This window comes from Acidimicrobiales bacterium (genome assembly GCA_035630295.1).
GTDB lineage: Bacteria > Actinomycetota > Acidimicrobiia > Acidimicrobiales > Iamiaceae > Iamia.
In genome coordinates this window covers 13,723-36,025 of record DASQKY010000007.1, presented here as the reverse complement: position 1 = coordinate 36,025, position 22,303 = coordinate 13,723, and the positions used below count along the sequence as shown (strand labels likewise).

Annotated in this window: 17 protein-coding genes and 1 pseudogene; 10 read left to right on the top strand and 8 right to left on the bottom strand. The window is 70.5% G+C overall.

What is annotated here, in order from left to right:
- Positions 1-5: 5 nt before the first annotated feature.
- Positions 6-2,201 (bottom strand): hypothetical protein, encoded by a 2,196-nt coding sequence (locus VEW93_02510; protein HYI60658.1) that lies wholly within the window; start codon positions 2,199-2,201, stop codon positions 6-8.
- A 424-nt stretch (positions 2,202-2,625) separates the two neighbouring features.
- Between VEW93_02510 and VEW93_02505 the strand changes: the two genes are divergently transcribed.
- Positions 2,626-3,567 carry a toll/interleukin-1 receptor domain-containing protein gene (locus VEW93_02505; protein ID HYI60657.1) on the top strand — a complete coding sequence of 314 codons (942 nt, stop codon included), beginning with the start codon at positions 2,626-2,628 and terminating at the stop codon, positions 3,565-3,567.
- Positions 3,568-3,912: 345 nt separating this feature from the next.
- Here the strand turns inward: VEW93_02505 and VEW93_02500 are convergent, their stop codons facing one another.
- Together VEW93_02500 and VEW93_02495 are read right to left on the bottom strand one after the other, a co-directional pair.
- The gene (locus tag VEW93_02500; protein ID HYI60656.1) at positions 3,913-4,752 is read right to left on the bottom strand and encodes a hypothetical protein; all 840 of its coding nucleotides are present in this window, start codon (positions 4,750-4,752) and stop codon (positions 3,913-3,915) included.
- A gap of 95 nt (positions 4,753-4,847) precedes the next feature.
- On the bottom strand, positions 4,848-5,747 hold the full coding sequence (locus tag VEW93_02495; protein ID HYI60655.1) for a hypothetical protein: 900 nt from the start codon (positions 5,745-5,747) through the stop codon (positions 4,848-4,850).
- An 80-nt stretch (positions 5,748-5,827) separates the two neighbouring features.
- On the opposite strand from VEW93_02495, the gene VEW93_02490 reads away from it, so the two are divergent.
- Positions 5,828-6,013 (top strand): hypothetical protein, encoded by a 186-nt coding sequence (locus VEW93_02490; GenBank protein ID HYI60654.1) that lies wholly within the window; start codon positions 5,828-5,830, stop codon positions 6,011-6,013.
- Between the two features lie 9 nt (positions 6,014-6,022).
- Positions 6,023-6,268, top strand: a complete 246-nt coding sequence (locus tag VEW93_02485) for a hypothetical protein (GenBank protein ID HYI60653.1) — start codon at positions 6,023-6,025, stop codon at positions 6,266-6,268.
- 608 nt (positions 6,269-6,876) lie between these two features.
- Here VEW93_02485 and VEW93_02480 read toward each other — a convergent pair.
- Positions 6,877-7,146 (bottom strand): hypothetical protein, encoded by a 270-nt coding sequence (locus VEW93_02480; protein ID HYI60652.1) that lies wholly within the window; start codon positions 7,144-7,146, stop codon positions 6,877-6,879.
- Positions 7,147-7,306: 160 nt separating this feature from the next.
- Between VEW93_02480 and VEW93_02475 the strand changes: the two are divergent.
- From VEW93_02475 to VEW93_02465, 3 genes and pseudogenes are all read left to right on the top strand, one after another.
- Positions 7,307-7,895, top strand: a pseudogene (locus VEW93_02475) (IS3 family transposase).
- Between the two features lie 159 nt (positions 7,896-8,054).
- Positions 8,055-9,149: a hypothetical protein gene (locus VEW93_02470; protein ID HYI60651.1), complete on the top strand. Its 1,095-nt coding sequence runs from the start codon at positions 8,055-8,057 to the stop codon at positions 9,147-9,149.
- A gap of 22 nt (positions 9,150-9,171) precedes the next feature.
- On the top strand, positions 9,172-10,011 hold the full coding sequence (locus VEW93_02465) for an endonuclease/exonuclease/phosphatase family protein (GenBank protein ID HYI60650.1): 840 nt from the start codon (positions 9,172-9,174) through the stop codon (positions 10,009-10,011).
- 202 nt (positions 10,012-10,213) lie between these two features.
- Here the strand turns inward: VEW93_02465 and VEW93_02460 are convergent, their stop codons facing one another.
- Positions 10,214-10,405 (bottom strand): hypothetical protein, encoded by a 192-nt coding sequence (locus VEW93_02460; protein ID HYI60649.1) that lies wholly within the window; start codon positions 10,403-10,405, stop codon positions 10,214-10,216.
- Positions 10,406-10,593: 188 nt separating this feature from the next.
- Here VEW93_02460 and VEW93_02455 point away from each other — a divergent pair, with 188 nt between their 5' ends.
- A complete protein-coding gene (locus VEW93_02455) occupies positions 10,594-10,995 on the top strand; it encodes a hypothetical protein (GenBank protein ID HYI60648.1) in 402 nt (133 codons plus the stop codon).
- Positions 10,996-11,006: 11 nt separating this feature from the next.
- Positions 11,007-12,050 carry a phosphotransferase gene (locus VEW93_02450; GenBank protein HYI60647.1) on the top strand — a complete coding sequence of 348 codons (1,044 nt, stop codon included), beginning with the start codon at positions 11,007-11,009 and terminating at the stop codon, positions 12,048-12,050.
- Positions 12,051-12,068: 18 nt separating this feature from the next.
- Here the strand turns inward: VEW93_02450 and VEW93_02445 are convergent, their stop codons facing one another.
- Both VEW93_02445 and VEW93_02440 read right to left on the bottom strand, forming a co-directional pair.
- The gene (locus VEW93_02445; protein ID HYI60646.1) at positions 12,069-15,188 is read right to left on the bottom strand and encodes a BTAD domain-containing putative transcriptional regulator; all 3,120 of its coding nucleotides are present in this window, start codon (positions 15,186-15,188) and stop codon (positions 12,069-12,071) included.
- 715 nt (positions 15,189-15,903) lie between these two features.
- Positions 15,904-16,752 (bottom strand): maleylpyruvate isomerase N-terminal domain-containing protein, encoded by an 849-nt coding sequence (locus VEW93_02440; GenBank protein HYI60645.1) that lies wholly within the window; start codon positions 16,750-16,752, stop codon positions 15,904-15,906.
- A 209-nt stretch (positions 16,753-16,961) separates the two neighbouring features.
- Here VEW93_02440 and VEW93_02435 point away from each other — a divergent pair, with 209 nt between their 5' ends.
- The gene (locus VEW93_02435) at positions 16,962-18,122 is read left to right on the top strand and encodes a glycosyltransferase (GenBank protein ID HYI60644.1); all 1,161 of its coding nucleotides are present in this window, start codon (positions 16,962-16,964) and stop codon (positions 18,120-18,122) included.
- A gap of 183 nt (positions 18,123-18,305) precedes the next feature.
- Positions 18,306-19,814 (top strand): glycosyltransferase family 39 protein, encoded by a 1,509-nt coding sequence (locus tag VEW93_02430; protein ID HYI60643.1) that lies wholly within the window; start codon positions 18,306-18,308, stop codon positions 19,812-19,814.
- A 31-nt stretch (positions 19,815-19,845) separates the two neighbouring features.
- Here the strand turns inward: VEW93_02430 and VEW93_02425 are convergent, their stop codons facing one another.
- Entirely contained in the window at positions 19,846-22,293 is a 2,448-nt protein-coding gene (locus VEW93_02425) for a glycosyltransferase family 2 protein (GenBank protein ID HYI60642.1), read from the bottom strand.
- Positions 22,294-22,303 lie beyond the last annotated feature (10 nt).

Sequence of the window (22,303 nt, the reverse complement as noted above, 5' to 3'; positions counted from 1 at the left end):
CGTGCTCAATCCTCGAGATGCAGGACCTCGGCTGTCGGAGTTGGGCGGCCCGTTGCGCTCGCGGCCTGGCTCAGGGCGCGCTCGAGTGCTCCGATGGTGGCCGGGCTCCACTCGGAGCCCGTCCCGGCCACCACGAGCCCATCGGCATTGAGCTTCACAGCCGCCTCGGCCAACCGGCGCGCCATGTCCTCAAGGCCTCGTTTGCCGGTTTGCAGACGACCGTTGCTCTTGGCCTCTCCGATGTAGAGGCGGCCGTCGGCGATGCAGGCGAAGTCGATCTCTATGAACGGCCTCTTCTGCCCGTCGATCGTCAGCTCGACTTCGAAGCTCGCATCACCCGGGCGTCGGGACCTGTCGATGATCGATCGGGCGGCCCGGATGGGGATATCGCTGTGCTGCTCGATGAAGTCAGCCACGAGCGGGTCGAGGGCGTAGTACCAGAGTGGCTCGTCGGGCGGATCGCGCCAACGTTCGGCCGTGATCACGCTGTCAGCGGTGCAGGTCTTGCAGCGGAACGTCCCACCGAACTCGTCGGCGCCGTAGAAGTCGAGCCGATCACAGCGCCCGCACCGCAGCAACAGGCCGCGTCGAAGTACACCCGCAGTCACGAGACGGTCCATCGTCGGTCGGGCACCGTTGCCGCCAGCCTCGCTCAACACAGCTGACGCACCCCCGAAGTGGACGAAGCTGCGTTCGCCCACAGCGCAGCCTTGCTCGAAGGGCCCAGGCTTCCGTCGGTGGGAGAGCAACGCCAGCAGAGACCTCACGGGTCCATCGAGATCGTCGCCGAGAACTTGATGGCTTCCCCAGAGGTCCGCCACCCGCCCTGCCCGACGCCCCGCAGTGGAGGGCTCGGCACGCCAGCCGTTCGCTCTCGCCAGGGCCGACACCGCATCCATCGCGCTTGGCGAGCACACGAGCGGACGTGCGAACGATGCCTCGCGAGGAGACCCCGCCAGGACGAGCCCCTCGGCCTGAGACCAATAGGAGGCCCCGGCGGCGGAAGACCGAACGAGGTTCGCCGTTGCGTCGCCAACGCTGCGTTCGGTCTGCAGGACCCGGCCCGAGAGAGCCGAGCGCGCGGGCGGACGTACCGCACCATCGATCGTCACGTCAACGAACCAGGAAGCACTGTCGATGTTCGTCACGGCGACCGGGACCGGAGGATCGATCGGAGTCAAGACCGAGGTGCGCCCTCCTGAGACCCTCACGGGGTGGGAGGACTGGCGTGCCACGCTGCCCGGATCCCCCAAGAAGCGGCGGTCTGTCAGCTCAAGCGCGTCGGCAGAGACGAACTCCACGTCGTCGGGGAGATCAATTCCATCCAGTGCTTCTCGAAGCTCTGACGCCGTGAGACTCGCGCTTGTGAGGATGCGGCGCCGGGTTCGACCGCCCATTCGCGATCGGAAGTGGGTCGCTGCGACAGCGCGCCGGACCGCGTCTCCTACGACACCCGACCCGGTGAGCAGGTGGGTGGGCGCCCATGCCCCGACAGTGGCGAGACGGTCGGCGAGCATTCCGAGGGCATGGTCCTCCGGGTGGTCGCCGATCGATACCACGACTGTTTCTCGAGCGGTTCGGTAGCTGAGGTCGGCGAGGCCTGCCCTGGTGGCGACCAGGGGCAACGCAGAGAAGATCTCGTCAGCTGCACCAGGAGGCGCGCCGGCCGGCAAGAGCGCGTCAACGCACGGCAGCCCGCCGGGATGGATGGACCCAGTCATGGCCCACTCAGCCAACCCGGCAAGGTCCGCTTCGGCAACTCGAATCAGAGCTTCGGTCCTGTCGGGCGGCGAGACGCCGGCACGAGTGGCCACCATGAGGCCAAACCACGGGTCAGTCTCGCTGAGGTCGAAGGCAAGTGATCGAGCCTGTGGGCCCGTGACGAAGACGTTCGGGGTGAACGGCTCGGTGGTGTGGTGTTCAAACAGGAGCGGGTTAGAGATCGGTCGGCCGTCATCCTCATCCCACGGGTGCTGAGGGGCGCACCAGTTGCCGAAGGTCTCCGCAACCTGCTCTCGCAGATCGGGCCCCTGGGGGAGGTCGCCGAGCCGGTGTCGGGCCTCGGCTGCCGAGAGGGGCAGCATCCCGGCGTCGCTCATGTCCTCAACTGCCTGCCGTACCTCGTGGTCGGGCAGGTCCCGCAGGTACATCGGCCTGTGGACGACCGCATCGGGGTCAAACGTGCGCAAGAGCTGGAGCAACCAGCGAGATGCGACCGGTCTTTCGTCTCGCACGGGGACGAGGACGCCGCCTGCCCCGCCCCAACGGGCTGACAGCCACCGAAGTGAGTCCCTCACAGGTTCAAGCCAATCCGACCCGTACTCGAAGGCGACCGCCGGACGAGGCGGTCGCGCAAGCGTGCGCACCACCCGGTAGTCGTCGCGAGCCACAGGGAAGTTGCTAGCGCACTCGTCGGTCAGACCGTGGCGTGGCGTGTTCCATCGACGAGCCGTGGCTCGGGATGTCCTGGCGCGGTGCGGCTACGACGACAGGTGACCTGCGAGGGTCGGCGGTTCGTCGCCCCAGGGGCGGCGGACCGCTCGATCGGAGATCTTCCCCTGGGTCGGTGCACATTCAGAACGTTCAGGTCGCGTCCCACGACGGCCCTAGTTTGGTGCCGTGCCGATGTCGAGGGCCGAGCGGTTCCAACTTCGCCATGCGATCGTCAAGGCGCTGGGTGAGCCCAGGTGGGAATGGGACGCGATCAACCTGCTCTTCGCCGAATTCGACCTGCCGATGGTCGAAGACGGCTGGGACGGCCGGTCGGTGACCGATGTGATAGCGGCCGTCGCCGACGAGTCGTCGCTTATAGAGCTATACGCCGTGGCGGCAGGAGTCTCGAATGAAGAGGTGCTCGCCAACGCATCCAGCCCGCTCGACGAGGCCGCAGGATGGAAGCCAGAGTACGTCCGGCTCTTCATCTCTCACTCGGCGGTGCACAAGGCATTCGTGTCCGAGGTCTCTGATCACCTCGCGGTCCTTGGCATCGACGGATTCGTGGCTCATCACACCATGGAGGTCGAACGGCCCTGGCAGGCGCAGATCGAACAGGCCCTGCGAACCATGGAAGCATTCGTCCTGCTCATCCACGAAGAAGTCTCGGGGAGCGCATGGTGCCACCAAGAGGTTGGCTGGGCTCTCGGACGCAGGGTTCCGTTCTTCGCACTGCGACTGGGAGCGGACCCGGTGGGCTTTCCCAGCCATGTGCAGTGGCCAAGCCTCCAAGGAGGATCCCCCCGTGGCGTGGCAGATCAGATCGCCGAGTGGGTCGTGAGGCAGTCGGGCCTCGGCGACGTCGTCATCGACAGGTTGCTCCAGGCTCTCGGTCGTGCACGCAACTACTACGACGCGGAGGCTGTGGCCGCCCGGATCGCATCGCTCGGGAATCTCAGTGATGCTCAGTTCGAGCGTCTCGATGGGGTCTGGTGGAGCAACGATCAGGTGTACGGCGGAGCCCTGCCCACGAAGAAGATGCGCCCGTTCTACATTTCCCGCGGCCGACCTTGGCCTCCTGCGAAGCCGGCTGAGGAGCAGTCGAAGAACGCCATGGACGAGGAGCCGTTCTAAGAGCTGATCTGTCCCGGGGTTTCGTCGGTAGGCGTCGGTCCGGTCGCTCCCAGCCCCCATCACGGTTTCGGGCGCCGGGGCCGATGCTTGCCGCTGAGAGCCGGCCCGTTGTCGCCTATGAAGGCGGCGAGTGGGGGTTGGCCACCGCCAGCACGCTGAATCGGCCCCGAGACCGACGAGCTCAGTGACACCCATCGGGCCTCTGCGCTGTCCGTACGCAGCAGTCCTGATCGGGACGTCACGGGCGGCGACGACCGCTCAGTCCGTCAATCGGCTCGTCGCCGCCGTGACGCTCAGCCGTACGAACTGCCGCGTCGTCGGGTGTCCGGTGTCCGGTGTCCGGCTCTACCGCTGCCTGCGCAGGCGCCTGCTCCGGGCGCGCCGCGTTGCTTCGAGCGGGAGGTGCCGTGGCCTGCCGATCGCATCAAGGAGCCAGGTGTCCGGAACGAACTGGTCCTCGCTGAACCCTCCGCCGACGGAGAGCTTCTTCCAGAGCAGGTACCGGTAGTAGAACGGGTCTGGTGGAGCCGGTGTCGAGACGCCTTCGCAGACGAGGTCGAAGGTGTCGCCTTCGGGGACGGGCCGGGTGAGGCGCACCGTGCTCCGTGCTTCGAGGAACGCTAGGTGGCGGCAGTAGATCTCGTAGATCTGCAGCGGGTTGAGCTCGAGGGCGTCGGCGGCTCGTGTGTACCGGTCGTCGTGAGCGTCGATGTAGTTGCTGTCGAACACCGACACGAACACGGCGACACTGTCGAGCTGCACGAACAGGGTCCCGGCGTTCTCGTCGGTCAACCAGAAGGTGAAGTCGCGTGCCTGGCGGTCCCAAAGGGTCCGGTAGGCACGGACGGCGATGGCGTCGGTCGGAACGTCTCCGTCGAAGAACCCTCGGAACATCGAGCGGAGCTTGATGAGCAGGTCCCGGATGAACACGAAGTCGCCGGCCTCTTCGTCGGTCGAGTTGGCCGTCACTCCTTCAGGCGAACCGGAGATCACCACCAGCCCGTACATGGCCTTGCACGCCCAGGCGCCCAGGTCCGCTGCGGGCACGGCGAGGAGCGCCTCGGTTGTCTGGGCATCGAACGCTGCGGTCATGACGGTCTCGAGCCGGCGCATCTCCGAGTTGCAGGCGGTGTGAACGGGGATCTGCAGCTTTCCGTACTGGCGGCGCGAGTCGCGGATGATCATCTGCGTGTTGTCGGTGCGGCGAGCGAGCCATCGGCCGAGGACGTGCTCGTTGTTGGTCGGGGCTCCGTCGAGCGGCTTCCCGCAGCGGAGGCAGCTCACGGTTGGCGGCCGCGGAGGTGCCCGATGAGCTCTTCGACGGTGCAGATCCGCGGCACGGTGGGCTCGAGCCACAGGTCGGCGTCGAGCGACTCGATCCACTCCGCCCCAGGAGTCACCACGACGGCCAGCACCTCGGCGACGCCCTCCGGGAGAAGGTCCGCGTAATTGGTGACGATGTCGTCCCACTGGGTCCGCCACTCGCGCAGCTTGCCGATGATCCACTCGGCCCGATTGCGGGTGATGTTGAAGGTTCCCTCGTCGAGCGCCGCGTTCCAGGTGGATCCATAGCAGTCGACGGCGACGAGAAGGTTGCCGATCTGGACGGAGGCGTCGACGTCGGTGATCTCGGTGCCGTCGGGTCGCTTGAGGTGCTTGCCGGAGTTCCAGGGTTGGGTGCCGAGGGGTGTGATCTCGGCGTGCACGAGTGCCTCGAAGCCCTTCTCGAGTCGCTGCTGGACCGGCTTCGAGACGTCTGAGCCCCACAGCGCCGCGGGGGAGGTCTGGAGGTGGGCGCCGTCGTAGAGGATGCGGCTACCCATCCGTCGCAGCGGCCGCTGAAGCGGTGGCTGCGAGAGTGGCGTCGGGTCGATCCCGGCGTCGAGAAACCGGAGCGCTGCGTCAAGGCTGTCGGCGGTGAGGGTCCTGCCGAGGGACTCGTCTGCACTAGCGGCTGCCTGGGCCAGGTCGTCGTCGGTCGGTGCGTCGATGATGGCGAAGCCGTGGTGCTCCAACGTGGACGGGGGCTTCCCGTCGGCCGCCATCCGCTTCGAGAGGCACTCGAGGACCGCGTCGAGGTCGGCAGCCCCGAAGCCGTGCTTCTCCAGGAGGTCGTCATCGAGAGCGGACAGGTGCGCGGTGCGCTCGGAGAGGTGGGCCACGGTGCCGGAGCGGAACACCAGGGCACGGGGGTCGGTGAACCAGAACCGAATCCGGTCCCGTCGCCGTACGGGACCAGCTTCACCTCACCGTCCGGCGGGTGGATCAACGGGGCCAGCTCCTCGAGGGGCCAGTACTCGGCGGCGACGACGCGATGGTCGTGGTGGTGGTCGTCGCCCGTGAGGATCCCGGAGAACGCTGCGAGGACGTTCGAGTTCGCGATGGTCCGCTCGTCGCGCAGGACGATGAGGTCGGCGATCCCGCCGGTGTTGTCGCTGATGTCTAGGTCGAGCGGGTGGGTGCTAAGGACCGTGACGAGCTGGCCTTTCGCGACGCGCCGGCGCGCCACCATGAGCGCGGCGTAGGCCTCTGCTGCGGCGAGCAGGTCGGCGACGTCGTCGAGCTCCTCGGCCCTGAACTCCGGCATCTCATAGGCGGCCGGCGGGTCGTCGTCGAAGTCGCACCACGTGTGGATGGCGAGCTCGGCGATGCCGCGCACGGCTTCGTGCTGGTAGATGTTCCTGAACCACAGGCCGGGTGACACGGAGCGGACCGCGGCGAACGCCCGGAGCCCGTCGGCCCCGTCGAGCAGGCTGCTGAGTAGCTTCTCGACCGCATCGCAGGCTGCGACGGCAGCTTCGAAGCCGCCGCTTCGGCCGTCGAGGACTTGACCCACCGCCAGGATCGTCCCGAGTGCGGTGGCGAGCTCGCTGTCGGGGTCGCTGGCGCGGTCGCGGAATGAGAACAGGTGGTTCGAGATGTCGATGACGCCGGAGATCAGCGTCTGCGGTTCGGACACCGGGCCAGTCCAATCGATCACGGGTGGAGCGACCAACCCGCTTCTGGGCGCTGCCGCCGACTTCCGTAGACGAATGTCGGCCTGTCAGTGGCTCTCCGCGAATCAGGGGAGTTGGATCGGCGGCCTCGTCGCATTGACCCAAAGCTGTCTGAGGACCGAGTCCCATCACCCTTATCGTGCTGAGTGACGCACGGAGCCCGCCGCCTCGTGGAGGAGAAGGCATGGAACGTGACACCGGTGGGACAGTTCCCACCGACGGAGGGTGTCAGCCCGAGCCCGTCTCTCGGCCGGGACCAGGGGGCGGCGACCGTCGCCATCCCGCAAGTGCTGGCAGTGGTGCTCGGCGACTGCTACAGCGATAGAGCCTCTGACCTGGGGATTGCTCGTGGTGGTAGTGGCCCACTCGGTCCTCCGACACGACTAAGGACACGGCCGAGATCGGCAGTCGCCACCGCCCGGTTCTCGTCCGGCTGGTAGCGGAGCCCGAGGCCGAGGGACGCGTAGACCTGGGTCTTCTCGTGCGGCTCGGCGTCGTGCAGGATCTGCTCCAGGCCGCCGAGCTCGTCGAGGATGCGTTCGATGTCCTCGGCGCTGATGGTGTCCGGCGCCTTCGGGCCCATGAGATCCCGTGCTGCGGCCTCCTGCTCCGATTTCAGCTCGGCGAGCCGGGCTGGACCACGGCCGGGTCGGTGCCGGCCTCGATCGCTGAGACGAGGTTGCGGGTCGCCTGGTCGATGTCGGCCAGGCGCTGGGTTCGGCAAGCCCAAGGCTCGCAAGGCCTCCTCCAGACCGGGCACGCCGTCCCATGACGACCTGGTCCGCCGAGTGTTCACCGCCGTCGCCCCCAACGAGTTGTGCTCACCGACATCACCGAGCACCGCACCCGGGAGGGCAAGGTCTACTTGTGCGCGATCAAGGACGTGTTTTTCGAACCGGATCGTCGGGTGGGCGATCGATGAGCGGATGAAGGCCCGGCTCGTAGTCGCCGCCATCGAGATGGCCGTCGCCCGACGCGGCGATGACGTCGCCGGCTGCATCGTCCATTCCGACCGCGGAGCCCAAGGCGAACTCAACCGGTTAATTTCGCGCTCGCGAGGTCCACCGAACTCTAGCTCGACACCGCATGGTCGGCTCGATAGGCCAGGTCAGCTCCGCCGGCGACAACGCTGCCATGGAGTCGTTCTTCGTCCTGCTTCAACGCAACGTCTTGGACCGGCGCTATCGGGCCACCCGCGACGACCTACGCCTCGCCATCGTGACCTGGATCGAACGCACCTACCACCGCCGTGGACGTCAAGCCCGCCTTGGCCGCATGACCCCGATCAAATACGAGATGATCATGACCTCACAGACGGCAACCGCCGCCTGATCAACTACTGTCACCTCACCGCGCGGCAGTCCCCACTGCCCCTGGCCGAGCGCCGCGGCGTTGTAGGTTTCCGCCATGAGAGGAATGGCGTGGGTCGCGGTGCTGGCGAGTTTTGGAGTGGCGTGCGGTGCGCAGTCGGATCGGGTGGAATCGACGTCGGTGACCGTGCTGACCGATGTGAGCGAGTCGAGTTACCTCGCCGACGTGTTGGGGGGTCCGGCGAGTCGTGCCCTCTTGTTGCCGACGGACGCCGGGCTCCTGGTGGTCGGAGGCCTGGAGATAGGTGAGTCCGATGAGTTGGCCTCGGTGTTCGACGAGGCCGCGGTCGTCCACGAGGACGGGTCGGTGGCGGTCCCTGCGCCGGTTCCGGGGGGACCGGTTGCCAATCTGGCCGGGAGTGCTGGCGATGGCCGGGCCTACGTCGCCGGGACGCGCTGCAACTCCGGGACGATGGGCGCGGACGACGGCTCACTCGCGTGTGAACCTGGCGAGCCGGTTCTGCTCCATCTCGATTTGGCCACCTTGACCTGGACCGAACTCTCCTTGCCCGCGGAGGCACCGGCGCCGGCCGGGTTCCTGGGAGACCAACAGGTGTATGCCCTTGCGGACGACACGCTCGTCTACACGGTTGAGGCCGCCGACGGTGGTGCAGCCGAGGGTTGGGTGAGCACCGACGGCGGCAGGGAGTGGGAACGGATTGCCGAGGCCCCGGGATGGAGTTGTGCCGCACAGGGAAGATTGCTCGCGATCGACGATCGAACCGAGCGTCCGGCGGCGCCGGAAGAAGGTGAGAGCGAGGCGACCATCACTTCCGACGAGGTCGACGCGACCTTGCATCTGGCGGTCAGCATCTATGACCCGGCCGCGAACAGATGGGGCGAACCGGACGACGATGCCCCGCAGCTCTCGGTGGTGGCCGGGGCGACGTCGATCTCGTGTGCGCCCGAACAGGGCGTCGTGGCCTTTGTGCTCACCGGCGGGCGGGCCGGCGCAATCATTGGCTATTCGCCCGATGGCCCCGACGGCGGCTGGTCGACTCGTGAGGACCCGAGGGGTTCTCGGTTCATGGAGCTGTTGCGGTCAACTGATGGCCTGCTGTTGCCGCAGATGGGCACCGAGGACCTGGTTCGTCTTGAGGGCGGGCTGGGCGCGGAGGCGGAGACCGTTCCGTTACCTGAGGGCTCAACGCCGATTGCTGGAATCGGACGTTCGGTGCTGGTCGTGGACGGTGGCGTTCCCCGGCTTGAGAAGTAGTCCGAGTTCAGGAGATCGCACCATGACGAAGAAGCTTGCCCTTGTCGTCGTGGCCTTGGCTTCGTTCGCTGTAGGAGCCTTCCTTCCGGCCGAGCCAGCGTCCGCTGCTGGGGTGGTCCAGTGGAACATCGATGGAGCATTTCTGTCACAAGGAGTGTCACGCAACAGTCAGGCCGATGAGTTTTCCAACTACTTAACTTTTATGCCCCCGACGTTTGGCACGCTGAATGAGGTCTGCGAACCTCAGGTTCTCAGAATCGCGGCGAACACTGATTATGAAGCTGCTTACGCAATGGTGTACAACGGAGGCGCAGCACGGCCGGATTGCGGTAACACTTCGGATACTCAATATTACAACGCCGTGTTCTACCCCGAGAATCTGAGCTTCGTTGATGTAGACTTTTGGAGGTTCTCAACGTCTCCCGATAGCGCTCCTGGCAGGGCTCTCTTGTGTGTGAAGGTCGCATTCATATTTTCGATTTCCACGGGTTGCTCCGCTCACCTTTCACCGTACAGCAGCTTACCGTCAGCGAACGAAACGCAATTGGCGGAGACGATCTGGGTCGGTAGCGCTTATGGTAGTGACGGGCCACGCACTTATCTTGCTGGTGACTACAACGCTCGGTCGTGGCGCACCGCCCTTGACACCTTTTATTCTCAGTATTGGGAAACGAATGCCCGCACCAGTAAGCGCTGGACCATAAAGTCCACGTATGGCTGTGACTCAAATAATAGCGGTGGTCGAGGGATCGATTACATCTTTGGTAACAAGTCGGGAAACCCTAGCAGTGGGCTAGGATTGGTGGCCGTTGATACGGGTTCGAAGTCCGATCACTGTTTGGTCATGCGGGCCTTCGACTGAGTGCCGAGCTGTACTGTGGTCGAAGTTCCTTCTCCGCATTTAGTAACCCTCGGTAGGACCGTGTGGTCGGCCTTGGCGTCGTCATCAGCAACTCGAGCATATGTGCCGGGGCCACCTGCCGTGGCGGGGCAGAATCGGCCGAAGCCGAAGCCGAAGCCGAAGCCGAAGCCGGCGTCAGCGTCGAAGGCACGACGGTCCGGCGTCAGCGGCGGACCTCGAGCACCATGTTGAACGGGGTCTCGGCGGCGCGGCGGACCGTCCCGAAGCCGGCTGCGGTGCACACCTCTCGCGTGGCCAGTGCGCCGTAGAGCCCGAGCTTGTCGCCCACGACCACGGTGGCGGCGTGGGCCACCGCCGCCAGGTCGCCGGCGACCCGACCGACGAACGCTTCCATGTCGGCAGGGTCCGGTTCGGTGGACGTGATCGTGGCGGTCGGGGTGGTCGGGGTGGTCGGGGCCATAGCTGCTCCTCGGGTGCGGGGTCTTCGGCGCACCCTGCGATGCGGTCGTTGCAGGAGCGCTGCAGCACGGCGGGATCCCCGTTGCAGGGAGTCTGCAAGGATGGGTCGCGACGATCGGCTCCATGACCACGAGAACCACTCCCTCCACCTCGGTCGTGGACCGCTTCCTCGACGCGGTCGTCGGTGGTGAGGGCATCCCGGCGGACCTCTACGCCAACGGGGCCCACCTGGATGCCACCGTGCCCGGGTGGCGCCTGGGCGCGGACGGGCCCGAGGCCATCACCGCCGAGTACGGGCGGTGGTTCGCGGCGCCAGGCCGGTTCGAGGAGCTGGATCGGTCGCCCGTCGCCGACGGGGAGGTCGTGACCTACCTCCTCACGTGGGTCGAGGACGGCGTCCCCCATGCTGCCCACCACTGCCACCAGCTCAGGCTGGACGAGAGCGGTCGCATCGTCTCGGACACGGTCTTCTGCGGCGGCCGCTGGGATGCTGCGCTGCTGGCGCAGATGGCGGAGCAGGGGTGATGATCAGCGGTGTGGAGGACGCTCCCCGGAAGGCGCCGGCGGCCTCTCCGCGGCCCGTCGCGTCCTCGGTGGAGGAGCTGCTCGACGGCGTGACCAGGCTGGGCGACCACCGCCCGGTCGACGCCCGCTCCGGAGCCACCTTCGAGCGGGTGTCGATCGACGGCGAACCGGGGCTGGTGAAGTACGTCCACCCCGACTCGGACTTCACCATGCGCGTCTCGGGCGACATCGGTTGCCGGCCCCTCCGCGTGTGGGCCGCCGGCCTGATGGACCTCGCCCCCGACTTGATCGATCACGCTCACCTCGGCGCGGCGCCCTGGGGGCGCAACGACTGGGGGGCTGCACTCCTCATGCGCGACCTGGAACCTGAGCTGGTGCCGCCGGGCGACGAGCCCATTCCCGAGGCCCAACATCTCACCTTCCTTGACCACTGCGCCGGGCTGTGCGCCCGGTCGTGGGGATGGGAGGACCACTTCGGCCTCCTCCCGCACCGCCTCCGCTGGGCCTGGTTCGGAGCCGACCAGATGGACGGCGAGGCGGCATTGGGCTTCCCCGAGCCCGTCCCCCGGATCGCGACCGAGGGCTGGCTCCGATTCGCCACCTCTTGTCCACCTGACGTCGCACGTGTGGTGGACGACCTCCGCCACGACGCCGGACCCCTGTCGGAGGCCGTGCAGGCCACGCCGACGTGCTTCCTCCACGGCGACTGGAAGCTCGGGAACCTGGGCACCGCCGCCGACGGCCGTACGACCCTGATCGACTGGGCCTACCCCGGGGCCGGGCCCGCGGCCCACGAGCTGACGTGGTACCTGGCCCTCAACCGGGCTCGCCTGCCTCACGGCCACACCAAGGAGTCGACCGCGATCGCGTTCCGCTCTGCCCTGGGACGCCACGGGATCGCGACCGACGGGTGGTGGGAGCGCCAGCTCGGCCTCTGCCTGCTCGGGGCCGTCGTGCAGTTCGGGTGGGAGAAGGCCCTGGGAGAGGGACCTGACCAGGCGACTGAGCTGGAGTGGTGGGTCGAGGCGGCGCGGGAGGGGGCCCGCTCCCTGTGACCCGCGAAGGCGGCCCGGCTACGTCCCGGACAGCACCGTGTCGACGAGGCGCCGGGCCGCGTCCGGGTCGTCGCTGGCGGCGACGAGTGCCGCAGCCCGGGCGTCGGCGGCGACTCGCCAGTCCGCCACGTCGTGGGCCGTGGCCAGCTCGGCGACGGCCCGCCAACCGTCGAGACCGGCGCACGCGGCCAACCCGTCGACCACCTCCTGGAGGTCCTGGACCGGCACGCCACCGGCCATGCCGGCGAGGGCCCGGGCCAGCAGTGCGTGGCGATGGGCGCCGCGGGCGATGGCGTCACGGGCCACGTCGAGGGCCAGCTCGGCGGCTCGGTCGTGGTCACGATCGGCGAGGGCCAGGCGGGCCCGGAGACACCCGAGACGGTGGCGCTGGCACCACGCCATCGTCCCCTGCCAGGAGTCGACCACCCGCAGACGGACCTCCAGCTCGGCTGCACCGGGGAGGTCGCCGACGAGGACGCGCCCGTCGGCCAGGTCGAGCAGAGCCGCGTACCCGGCTTCGAGCATCGTTCCCGAGTCGAGGCTCGCCTCGACCGCAGCGTGGTTGCGATCGTCGGCCTCCTGGGCGCGCCCGGTCCACCGGAGCACCCACGCCCGAGCGTTGGCGGCAGGGCCGAGGAACCGAAGGCCGACCGTCCCTGACCGTTCGACGACCCGGTCCATCTCGTCCGCCGCGGCCAGGGCATCCGCCGGCCGTCCCATCTGACCCAGGGCCAGCACCCGGGTGAAGTGACCGTGCAGTGCCGCGAAGGGGTGGGCCAGGTGCGCGGGGTCGACCAGGGCCAGTCCGGCGGCGTCCAGGGCGTCGATCGGGCGGCCCTGGTGCAGGCGGGCTTGGGCCAGCCACACCTCGGCCACACCCCGGACCTGGTGGGGGGCGGGGCTCGAGGCGGCGGCCTCCAGCCGGGCGACCCCACCCTCCAGGTCGCCGGCTCCGTGCCGGGCCCGGCCCCCGAGCGCGAGGCAGCTGCTCCGCACCGCTGGATCATCGGCTCTCTCCACGCCTTCGTCGGCGAAGCGCCGGGCGTCGCCGTACCGGCGCTGGTAGTAGGCGACCCACCCGGCCACCTCCAGGGCGTCCCCGCCGCCTCCCGCGGCGAGCGCGGCCTCCGCGTCACGGGCGGCGTCGTCGAGCGAGAGCCGAGCGATGCGCAAGCGGGCCCGCGCCGTGAGGGCCCGGGCCGAGGCGACGAGCGAGACGGCCGCGTCCAGGTGCTCCTCGGCGGTGTCGAGATCGAAGCGGCCCGCTGCCACCTCGGCGGCCGCGACGAAGGCGTCGCTGGCGGCGTGGCGATCGCCGCCCTGGCGGGCATGGGTCGCCACGGTGAGGGGATCGGCACCGGGGCGGTCCCGGAGCGAGCGGGCCGCCGCTCGGTGCACGAAGGCCCGGTGGGCGCTGCCGACGGAGCGATCGAGCGCCTCTCGCACCAGCTCGTGACGGAACGCGTAGCCGGCCCCTCGCTCGACCAGCAGGCCGGCACCAGCAGCGGCATCGAGGTGCTCGAGGATGGTCACCGCCGGAACCCGGAGGACGTCCGCGAGCAGGTCGAGGTCGGCGTCCGTGCCCAGCACCGCCGCGGCCTCGATCGTCGGCACCGCCGGGCGGATCCCACCCAGCCACTCGTGCACGGCGTCGACGATCGACACCGGGAGCTGCCCTTCCGGGGCGCCGGCCAGGGCGACGAGGAGCAGGGGGTGGCCGCCGCTGCGCCGGTGGAGATCATCGGCCCGAGCCTCACCCACCAGCGCAGCCACCGCGGCGCGATCGACCGGGCCCAGTGCGATCGTCTCCGCCCCCGGGAGCTCGGCGCCGCCCGGGCGCGCCGTCGTCACCACGCACGCCACACCGGGGCGCCGGGCCACGAACGCCAGCCAGCTGACCGTCGACGGCCCGGCCAGGTGGAGATCCTCCACGACCAGCACCGTCGGCTGGCCCCCGCCGGTCCGAACGGCGGCGCCGAGCAGGGCGGTGAAGAGCTGCAGGCGCCCCGCGTCGGCGTCGACCAGCGCGGTGGCCTCGGTACGTTGGGGTCGGTCGAACCCGAGCAGGGGACCCAGGACGTCGACATCGGCTTCCAACACCGCGTGCGCGGCGTCGGCGCCTAGGCCGGCGAGATGCGTGGCCAGGGCGTCGATGACCGGTTGGAGGGGGAGATCGCGACCGAGGGCGTCGCAGCTCCCGCGGAGGACGGTGATGCTCGGATCGTCGATCTGAGCGGCCCACCCGCGCACGAGCGTGCTCTTGCCGATGCCCGCTGCACCGATCACCTGGGCCACGCCGACGCCGCCCCCGATGGCACGGGCGAGGACTCGGTCCAGCCGCACGACCTCGGCATCGCGGCCCACCATCGGAGGCGGCGTCGGGGCCGAGGCGTCCACTGGCCGATCACCCTGCAGGAGGACGGCGTCGTGGAGAGATTCGGTCTCGGCCGAGGGCGACACACCCAGGTCCTCGGCCAACCGGGCCCGCACCCGGCCGTACGCCGCGAGAGCCGAGGCCGAGCGTCCGGCCGCCGTCAGAGCACGCATCAGGACCCGCAGCGCCGGCTCGTCGTAGGGGTCGTGGGCCAGGGCGACCTCCGCCAGCGCGCCGGCGGCACCGTGCTCACCGGCTCGCGCCGCGCCCTCGGCCGCGATGAGGCGGGCCCGGCTCGTCAACGCCGACGCGGTGACCCGCTCCGCCTCCAGCCACGATCCCTCGTCGTCGGGCAACACCGGTCCACGGGCGAGGGCCAGGGCGGCTTCGGCCGCGGCCCGCGCCGCGGCCGTGCGGCCCTCGGACAGGGCGGTCTCGGCGTCGCTCACCCGAACCGCCAGCTCCTCGATGTCGAGCCAGGCACATCGCAGCGCGTAGCCGCCGTCGGTGCGAACGAGTCGATCAGGCCCCAACGCGGCGCGGAGGCGGGAGACCAGCACCCCGACCTGCTCCGCCGGCCGTGCCGGGAGGTCGGCGCCCCACAGGACGTCGGCCAGCCCCTCGATCGGCACCGGTGCGCCCCGGGCCACGGCGAGCACCTTGAGGAGGGTTCGGCCCTTGCGGCTCCCGAGGTCCCGCTCTGCCCGTCCCTCGACCGACAGGCCGCCGAGGAGGCGCACGCGCAGCTCTCCCTGCCTGTCCACATCGCGATCATGCCCCCTGCCTGGCCCGGGCGCCCTCCCAACGCGCAGCCCCGCAGAATGTGAGAGGCCGCTCACGCAGTGTGGTGAAGACATACACCGCGCTGCTTCCCCTAAACCCGCCCGGCCGAGCTACTTCTCGTTGCGGAGGATGCCCCGCACGGCACGGCGAGTGAGCCCACCCTCGTGGGTCGCGGTGCGAGTTCCGTTCGGGTCGTGGGCGGCGGGGAGGGGTGTACCTGCCCGGCGGTCGCCACCAGAGCGTCGGCCACACCAACGACGTGTTCAAGGATCTGGACCAAGGTTCTCGGCGGCCGGTCCAGGGACGAGGTCATGGAGTTCCTGCGCGACTCGGCGCCAGCCTTGCGGCTAGGTGCGGACTTGGTACCGTCCGAGACCCGATCGGTGATCGAGGGAGCCGAGCAGTGGAGGTGCACGAGTACTGGCCGGCAGACGGGGGACTCGTGGAGGTAGCGGGGGAGTCATCGAAGAGTCGGGGATCGGACCTCGATGTCCGTCGTCCCACCGCGAGGAGGTCGCCACTCAGCCCGCCAGCCGGATGCTCCCACATCACTCGGGTCGGATCGAGGCGACTGAGCGTCTCGTACCACCGTCGGAAGTGCAGTCGCAGGCTCGTGTTCCGCTCGAAGTCCCGCCGCGACCGCGTGTGGTCGGATGCCTTGCGTTGGCGCAGCTCCTCCTCGCCTGGGTCGGCGTGTCACTGCGGGTGGCCGATGATCCCTCGGGTGTTCATGATGACGGCGCCGAGCTGAGGGTCGCCGTGGATGCCGATCGGTCCGTGGGCATCCTCGCGGTAGTTGTTGGAGAGCAGGCGCCAGGCCTGCTCAGTCGACATCGTCACGACGGCATCGAGGTGGTCGATGACGCGCGGGACGAAGGTCCACTCCTGCTCGTCGCGGAGAAGACACCACCTGTGCCGCTGTCCCTCGCCGTCCACCTCGACCAGCATCGCAGTTCCGGTCGGGTGGTCGACTTGACGAAGACGATGGGGATAGGCCCACCGCAGGGTGTCGAGCACCGGGCCGACCAGATCCGGGCGCAGGTCGCTGGGCTGGCCGATGGCTTCGTGAAGCTGTTGGCGGTGGATCCAGCGCTCGGTCAGCTCGCGTCCGTGATCGAGCCACACCGGTTGCGGCTCGTCGCTGGCCCACGACACCGTCGCGGTGCGAGCTCGAGGGTCCTGTCTCGCGAGCGTCGTGGCGACATGCTCGTCCAGGAACGCGAGCAGCTGGACCATCAGCTGGGGGCTGATGCGGCGGGCGGCATGCACCCACTCGCGCTGGAGGTCGTCGAGCCAGTCGATGAAGCCGGCCTCATCGATGCCAGCGGGTGCGGGAGTGCCGTGATGGTGGTCGCGGTTCGACGAGATCACGCTCAGATCGACACCGACGAGGTGGCTGACGAGGCCGAGCACCGTCCAGCCTGGGCACGGCGTGTCGCGCCGCCACTCCTCAGGCGCCAGGCCGGCCAAGAGGTCGAGCAGCCGCAACCGGTCGAGGCGGAGCAGCGGTGCGAAGGCGACAGGCGGGTCGAGAGGAACGGCCACCAGCCCAGTCTCGCTGAGACGCCGAGGGCGTCCTGGCGTCGGTCGGCGCCGGAGGGGTTTCGGTACGGTGGCGCGGTGACAGCCGGCCGCCCCTGCATCACCCGGCGCGTCATGGTCAGCATGGCTCGACGCCGACGGATGCGGAGATGGTGACGGACGTCGCGCCGGGATCCTCGTCGACGCCGCCGCGGGCGCTCGTCGTGTGCCCCGTGCTCCCGTACCCCGCCACCTCGGGAGGGCGGAAGCGGACGCTCCGCCTGCTCGAGGCCGCTGAGCGGGCTGGCGCCCGGCCCCACCTGCTGGCGACCGGCCACGCCGAAGAAGACAGGTCGGCCGCCGCCCTGCGGGGGCGGGGGTGGGACGTCGACCTGAGCCTCGAGGTCGATCCCGGACCGCTCGACCGCCTCCGTCAGCACCTCCGGCGTCGGCCCACCCCCTACGACAAGGATCTGGCCGCCCGCCTGCGGCACTGGCACCACGACCCGCCAGCCTTTGTGCAGGCCGAGCACCCGCGTTCGGCGTACTACCGCAGCCAGTACCCGACCGAGCGGTGGATCCTGAGCATGCACAACGTCGACTCCGCCGCCCTGGCATCGGTCGCCCGGACCTCCCGCCCGGGCGTGGCGTGGGCTCGGGCTTGGAACCGGTCCCTGGCGTCGAGGACGGTCGAGCGCACGGTCGTCCCAGCGGCGACGGCGGTGCTCTGCGTCGGAGATGACGATGCCGCGCAGCTCGAGGCGCTCGGTGGGACGATCGTCGTCGCCCCCAACGGGATCGACCGGGAGATCTTGGCCATCCCCGACACGCTCCCAGCCGACGAGGTGGTGCTCTGCACCGGTCGGCTCGACTACGCGCCGAACGCGCTCGGCATAGAGCGCTTCGTCCGGGAGGGATGGCCCCGGGTGGCCCAGGCGCGGCCCGGCGCCCGGCTCCGCGTGGTCGGCGGCGGCATCCAAGCGTCGTTGGCCCGGGCCATCGCCGACGCCCCCCGGGCCGAGGCCCCCGGTGTCGTCGACGACATCGTCGTCGAGCTGACGAGGGCCCGGCTCGTCGTCGTGCCCGTGTGGCAGGGCGGCGGGGTCCGGCTCAAGGCGCTGGAGGCGCTGGGGGCAGCCCGTCCGGTCGTGGGCACCCCCTTCGGGATGGCGGGCTCGGGCTTCGTCCCCGACCACGACGGGCTCGTGGCACACCAACCCGCCGACCTGGGCGACGCCGCCGTTGCCCTGTTGGCCGACCCGGAGCGATCGGCTGCGCTCGCCGCCAGTGGCCGGGCGCGGGTGCAGCCCTTCGAGTGGAGCCGCGCCCTCGCCCCGGCCGAGGCGCTCTACGCCCGGCTGGTCGAGGAGGCCTCGACGTCGCACGACTCATAGGGCTGGACCATGGCGTCGATCGACGAGCCAGCGACCAAGATTGGCGGATGCGCCTCGCCGTTCGCTCTGGTCCCGAGTGCTGCTGATGGTGACGGTGCTGGCCCTGGCCGTGACCCTGGTGATCCACGTCTCGCCGTGGGTCACCAAGGGGTTCGTCGGCCGATGATCCAGCGGAGAGCCGTCGTGACCCTCGCCGCCCTCGGGCTGGCGCTGGCCTCCTCCTCCTGGCGCATCACCCGGCGGCCCCTCTGGATCGACGAGGCCTTCTCTCTCGGTGCCACCAACCAGTTGGTCTCCACCATCAGGAACACCGGAGGGACCATGGCCCTCTACTACGTGCTGCTCAACGGGTGGACGGCCGTCGTCGGCTCGTCAGCCCTGGCCCTGCGCAGCCTGTCGGTGGCCCTGGTCCTGGTCGTGATCCTCGTCCTGTCGAGGCTGGTCCACCGGCTCCTCCCACCGAACCAGGCCGACCTCACCCTGGTGGTCGTCGCCCTCATGCCTGCCGTGCTGAACCTGGCCCAGAACGCCCGCGCCTATGCCCTCGTGCTGGCCCTGACGGTGAGCTGCTGGACGTGCCTCACCCGCGCCGTCGAGGCCGACGCCCGGGACGATCGACGATCGACCCGGCTCTGGTGCCTCGCCCTGGTGCCCCTGGTGGTGGCGGGCGAGCTGTCCCACGGCCTGTTCCTCCTCCAGGTGCCGCCGCTCGTCCTCAGCGTGGCCGTCCACCTCCGCCACCGGCGGCGACTGCTCGTGACCCTCGTCCCGGCAGTCGTTGCCGGTGTGGCGACGCTGGCCTTCCTGCTGCTCGCCCTCGACGCCGAGAACGTCGGTGACTGGATCCTCCCGATCAACCGGGCCCAGATCGAAGCCCTGGCCACCCACCTGTTGGCCCGCCGGTGGCCACTCCGCGCCGGGCTGGGCGTCCTGGTCGGGGTGGGAGCGGTGGCGCTGCTGCGGCGCCCGGCCCCCGACCCCGTCAGCCGGTGGAAGGCCGTGGCCCCCCTCTGGTGGGCGTTCTCACCCGCCGTCCTCCTGGTGGCCCTGTCGGTGGTCCGGCCCTCCCTGCTCGGCCGCTACGTGTCCGGCTCCCTCCCGGCCCTGGGCATCCTCATCGCCGTCGGTCTCCACACCCTGTGGCGGGCGGTCGTGCCCTCCCTCCCGGTGTCCAGCCCCGACACCTCGCGGCGCCCGAGCCGCGCCGGACGTTGGGCCCTCGGTGCCCTGCTCGTGGTGGCGGCCATCAGCGTCCCGATCCTCGACCGGGTGCCCCGATCCGGCGAGCGCTTCGAGGACTGGGACGCGGTGGCCGACCACATCGGGTCCCACGCCCAGCCCGGTGACGGCCTCGTCTTCATCCCCATCGGCGGGCCGCAGGACAACCCCGACCTCCTGCGGGCCCCGTTCGAAGCGGCGTGGACCGGCCGGTCCGGCCCCCGGGTGGACCTGGTCGCCCTCAGCCCGCCCCGACCCCTGGGCCAGGTCCGGCGCCTCGATGCCGTCCTGGGCCCCGTCGAGCTCAGCGCCCGCATGGCGGAGCACGAAAGGGTGTGGGTCGTGTTGGTGCCGACCGGATGGTCCACGTTCCTGGACATCCGATCCCGGGAACCGGCGGCCTCCCGGCTCCGTCGAGGACCGACCCTCGTCTTCCACGGCGGGATGCAGGTGGTCGTGCTCGAGCGGGTCTGACGACGAGCCTCGGCCGGTCAGGCCAACCGGGTCACACCGCTGCTCGTACCGTCACGCCCAGGGCGGCGGGGAGGGCCGACCACCAGGCGTCGGCGGCCCGGGACGCCTCGGCCAGGGGGGCGGGGCGAGCGGCCATGGTGCCGGTGACGGCGTCGAGGGCACCGGGCAGGTCGTCGGGGTCGGTGACGGCGAACGCCTCCGGCAGCCCGGCCAGGCCGGCGAGACCGACCGCCTTGGCCTCGTAGTAGGCGGAGGCCGCCCCGAGCACCGACGGCACCCCGGCGCCCAGCCCGAACAGGGCGGCGTGGTACGACTGCGTGGCCACGGCGACGGCGCCGGACACGGCGGCGACCAGGCGGGCCGGGTTCGAGCCGCACTCCACCAGGCGCCAGCGGGCCCGGAGCGGGACCATGGTCCGGAGGGTGGCGAGGGTGACGATCTCGGGCTCGGGCGGCTGCGCGTTGAGGGCCACGCCGAGCACATCCCAACCCCGTGCCGCGGCCAGCGCGTCGGCGGCCAGGGCCCACCGGCGGACCGGGTCGCCCTCGGGCGCACCGACGTAGTCGGCCCGGCGGACCGTGACGGCCAGGGTCGGCCGGTCGAGGGCGGCGAGCGCCGGCGCGTCGGCGGCCGGAGCCAGCCCCAGTGCGTCGTCGCCGGTGACGGTGACGACGTGGGGGTCGACGCCGGGGAGGCTGGAGGCGAAGGCGGCCGATGCGTCGTCGCGGCAGCCGAGGGCGACGGCGCCGCCCAGGAAGGCGGCCATCAGGTCGCGACCGTCGTCGTCGATCACATACCCCTGGCCGGAGTAGGCCACGGGGACCCTCGCAGTGCGGAGGGCGGCCGCCAGGAGGGCCCGGGGGACGATCGTGCCCTCGGCCCAGCGTGACGACAGCCCGCAGCCGAGGAACACGGCGGCGTCGTAGGCGGCGGGGTCGAACGGCCGCCACCGGGCCTGGTCGGCCCCGGCCCGTTCGGGCGCGTGCTCGAGGACGGGCGGCAGGGCCCCGAGCTGGTCGGCGGTGAGACCGTGGATCGCCATGTTCAGGGGCAGGAGCCAGCGGGCCCGGCCGCCGAACGCCTGGACGGGCGGGCCATCGGTGATCACGTCGAGGGCGACGTCGGGTCCGAACGCGGCCCGGGCCCGGTGGACGGCGCGCACGGTGATGGCGTCGTCGCCCAGGTTGGCCACTCCGCCCGGGCCCACGAGCAGGATGCGGGCGGTGGGCGACGGGACCCGCACCGGCGGGGGCGGGGTCGGGGCGAGGGTCGGGTCGAGGGCGATGGCCTCGGGCGTGGCCCACAGCGGGCCGGTGGAGGGGTGGATGGCAACCGCGGCCACGCCCGCGAGGGCGTCGTCGCCGCGGTGGCGGCCGACGGGGTCGAAGGCACGGGCGATGCGCTCCTGGCCCAGGCGGGGGTCGGGCACGGTGTGGTGGAAGCCGGTCGGCCACTCCCGGTACACGGCGGCGAGGGTGGGCACGAAGGCCACCAGCCGGCCCTCGGTGATGACCTGGTGCAACGACGACCAGTCGTCGACGTGCTCGAGCAGCGGGTCGGTGGGCCATCCGCCCATCTCCCGGTAGGCGGCCACGTCGCTGACGGCGATGGTGCCGATGTAGTTGGAGCGGAAGAAGGCGGCGGTGGGCGGCTCGTTCGACACCGTGCCGAGGGCGGCGCCGTCGGCGTCGGTCTGGACGATGGTGCCGAACGTGACGCTGGCGCCGGTGCGGACGGCCATGCGGTAGAGATCGATCACACCGGCGGCGACGGCGACGTCGTCGGCGTCGAGCTGGAGGGCGTGGCGGGTGCGGGCGGCGTGCAGGAGGGTGTTGCGGGCGTGGCCCAGGCCCAGGTTCTCGTCGGCCCGGATCACCCGGATGCGGGGGTCCTCGGCGGTCAGGGCGGCGGCGACGGCGGGGGTGGCGTCGGTGGAGGCGTCGTCGAGGACGAGGATCTCGCCCTGCTCCTCGGGCGGCAGGAGGTCGAGGACGGATTGGGCACTGCGCACCGAGGTCGCCAGCAGCGCCCCGTGGTTCCAGCACAGGGTGAAGACCGACAGGCCGGGCCGGAGATCGGGGGCGGGGCCCAGCCGCTCGCGGAGGGCGGCGGCCGCGGCGGCGCGTGCCGGCGCCTGAACCGTGCGGCGGACGGCCGCGGCGTGGGCGACGACGGTGCCGTCGAGGGCGGCGACCTGCTGGCCCACGGCATCGACGTGGTCGCGCAGCCGGTGCAACTCGCCGCCCACGGCCTCGACGCCGCCGCGGGTGTCGAGGCGGCCGTCCCAGCCGAGCTGCTCGACCCGGGCCAGGGCGGTGCGCACCTCGGCCAGCTGGGAGCCGATGGCCTCGACGGACCGGGCCAGGTCGTCGACCGCGCCGGGTGCCCGCCGGGCCCGGGCCACGAAGCCCCGGGCCCGCTCGACGCCGCCGGCCGCCGGCTCGGGGGTCGGCTCGGGGGTCGGCGGCTCGTCGGTCATCGGCCGGCCC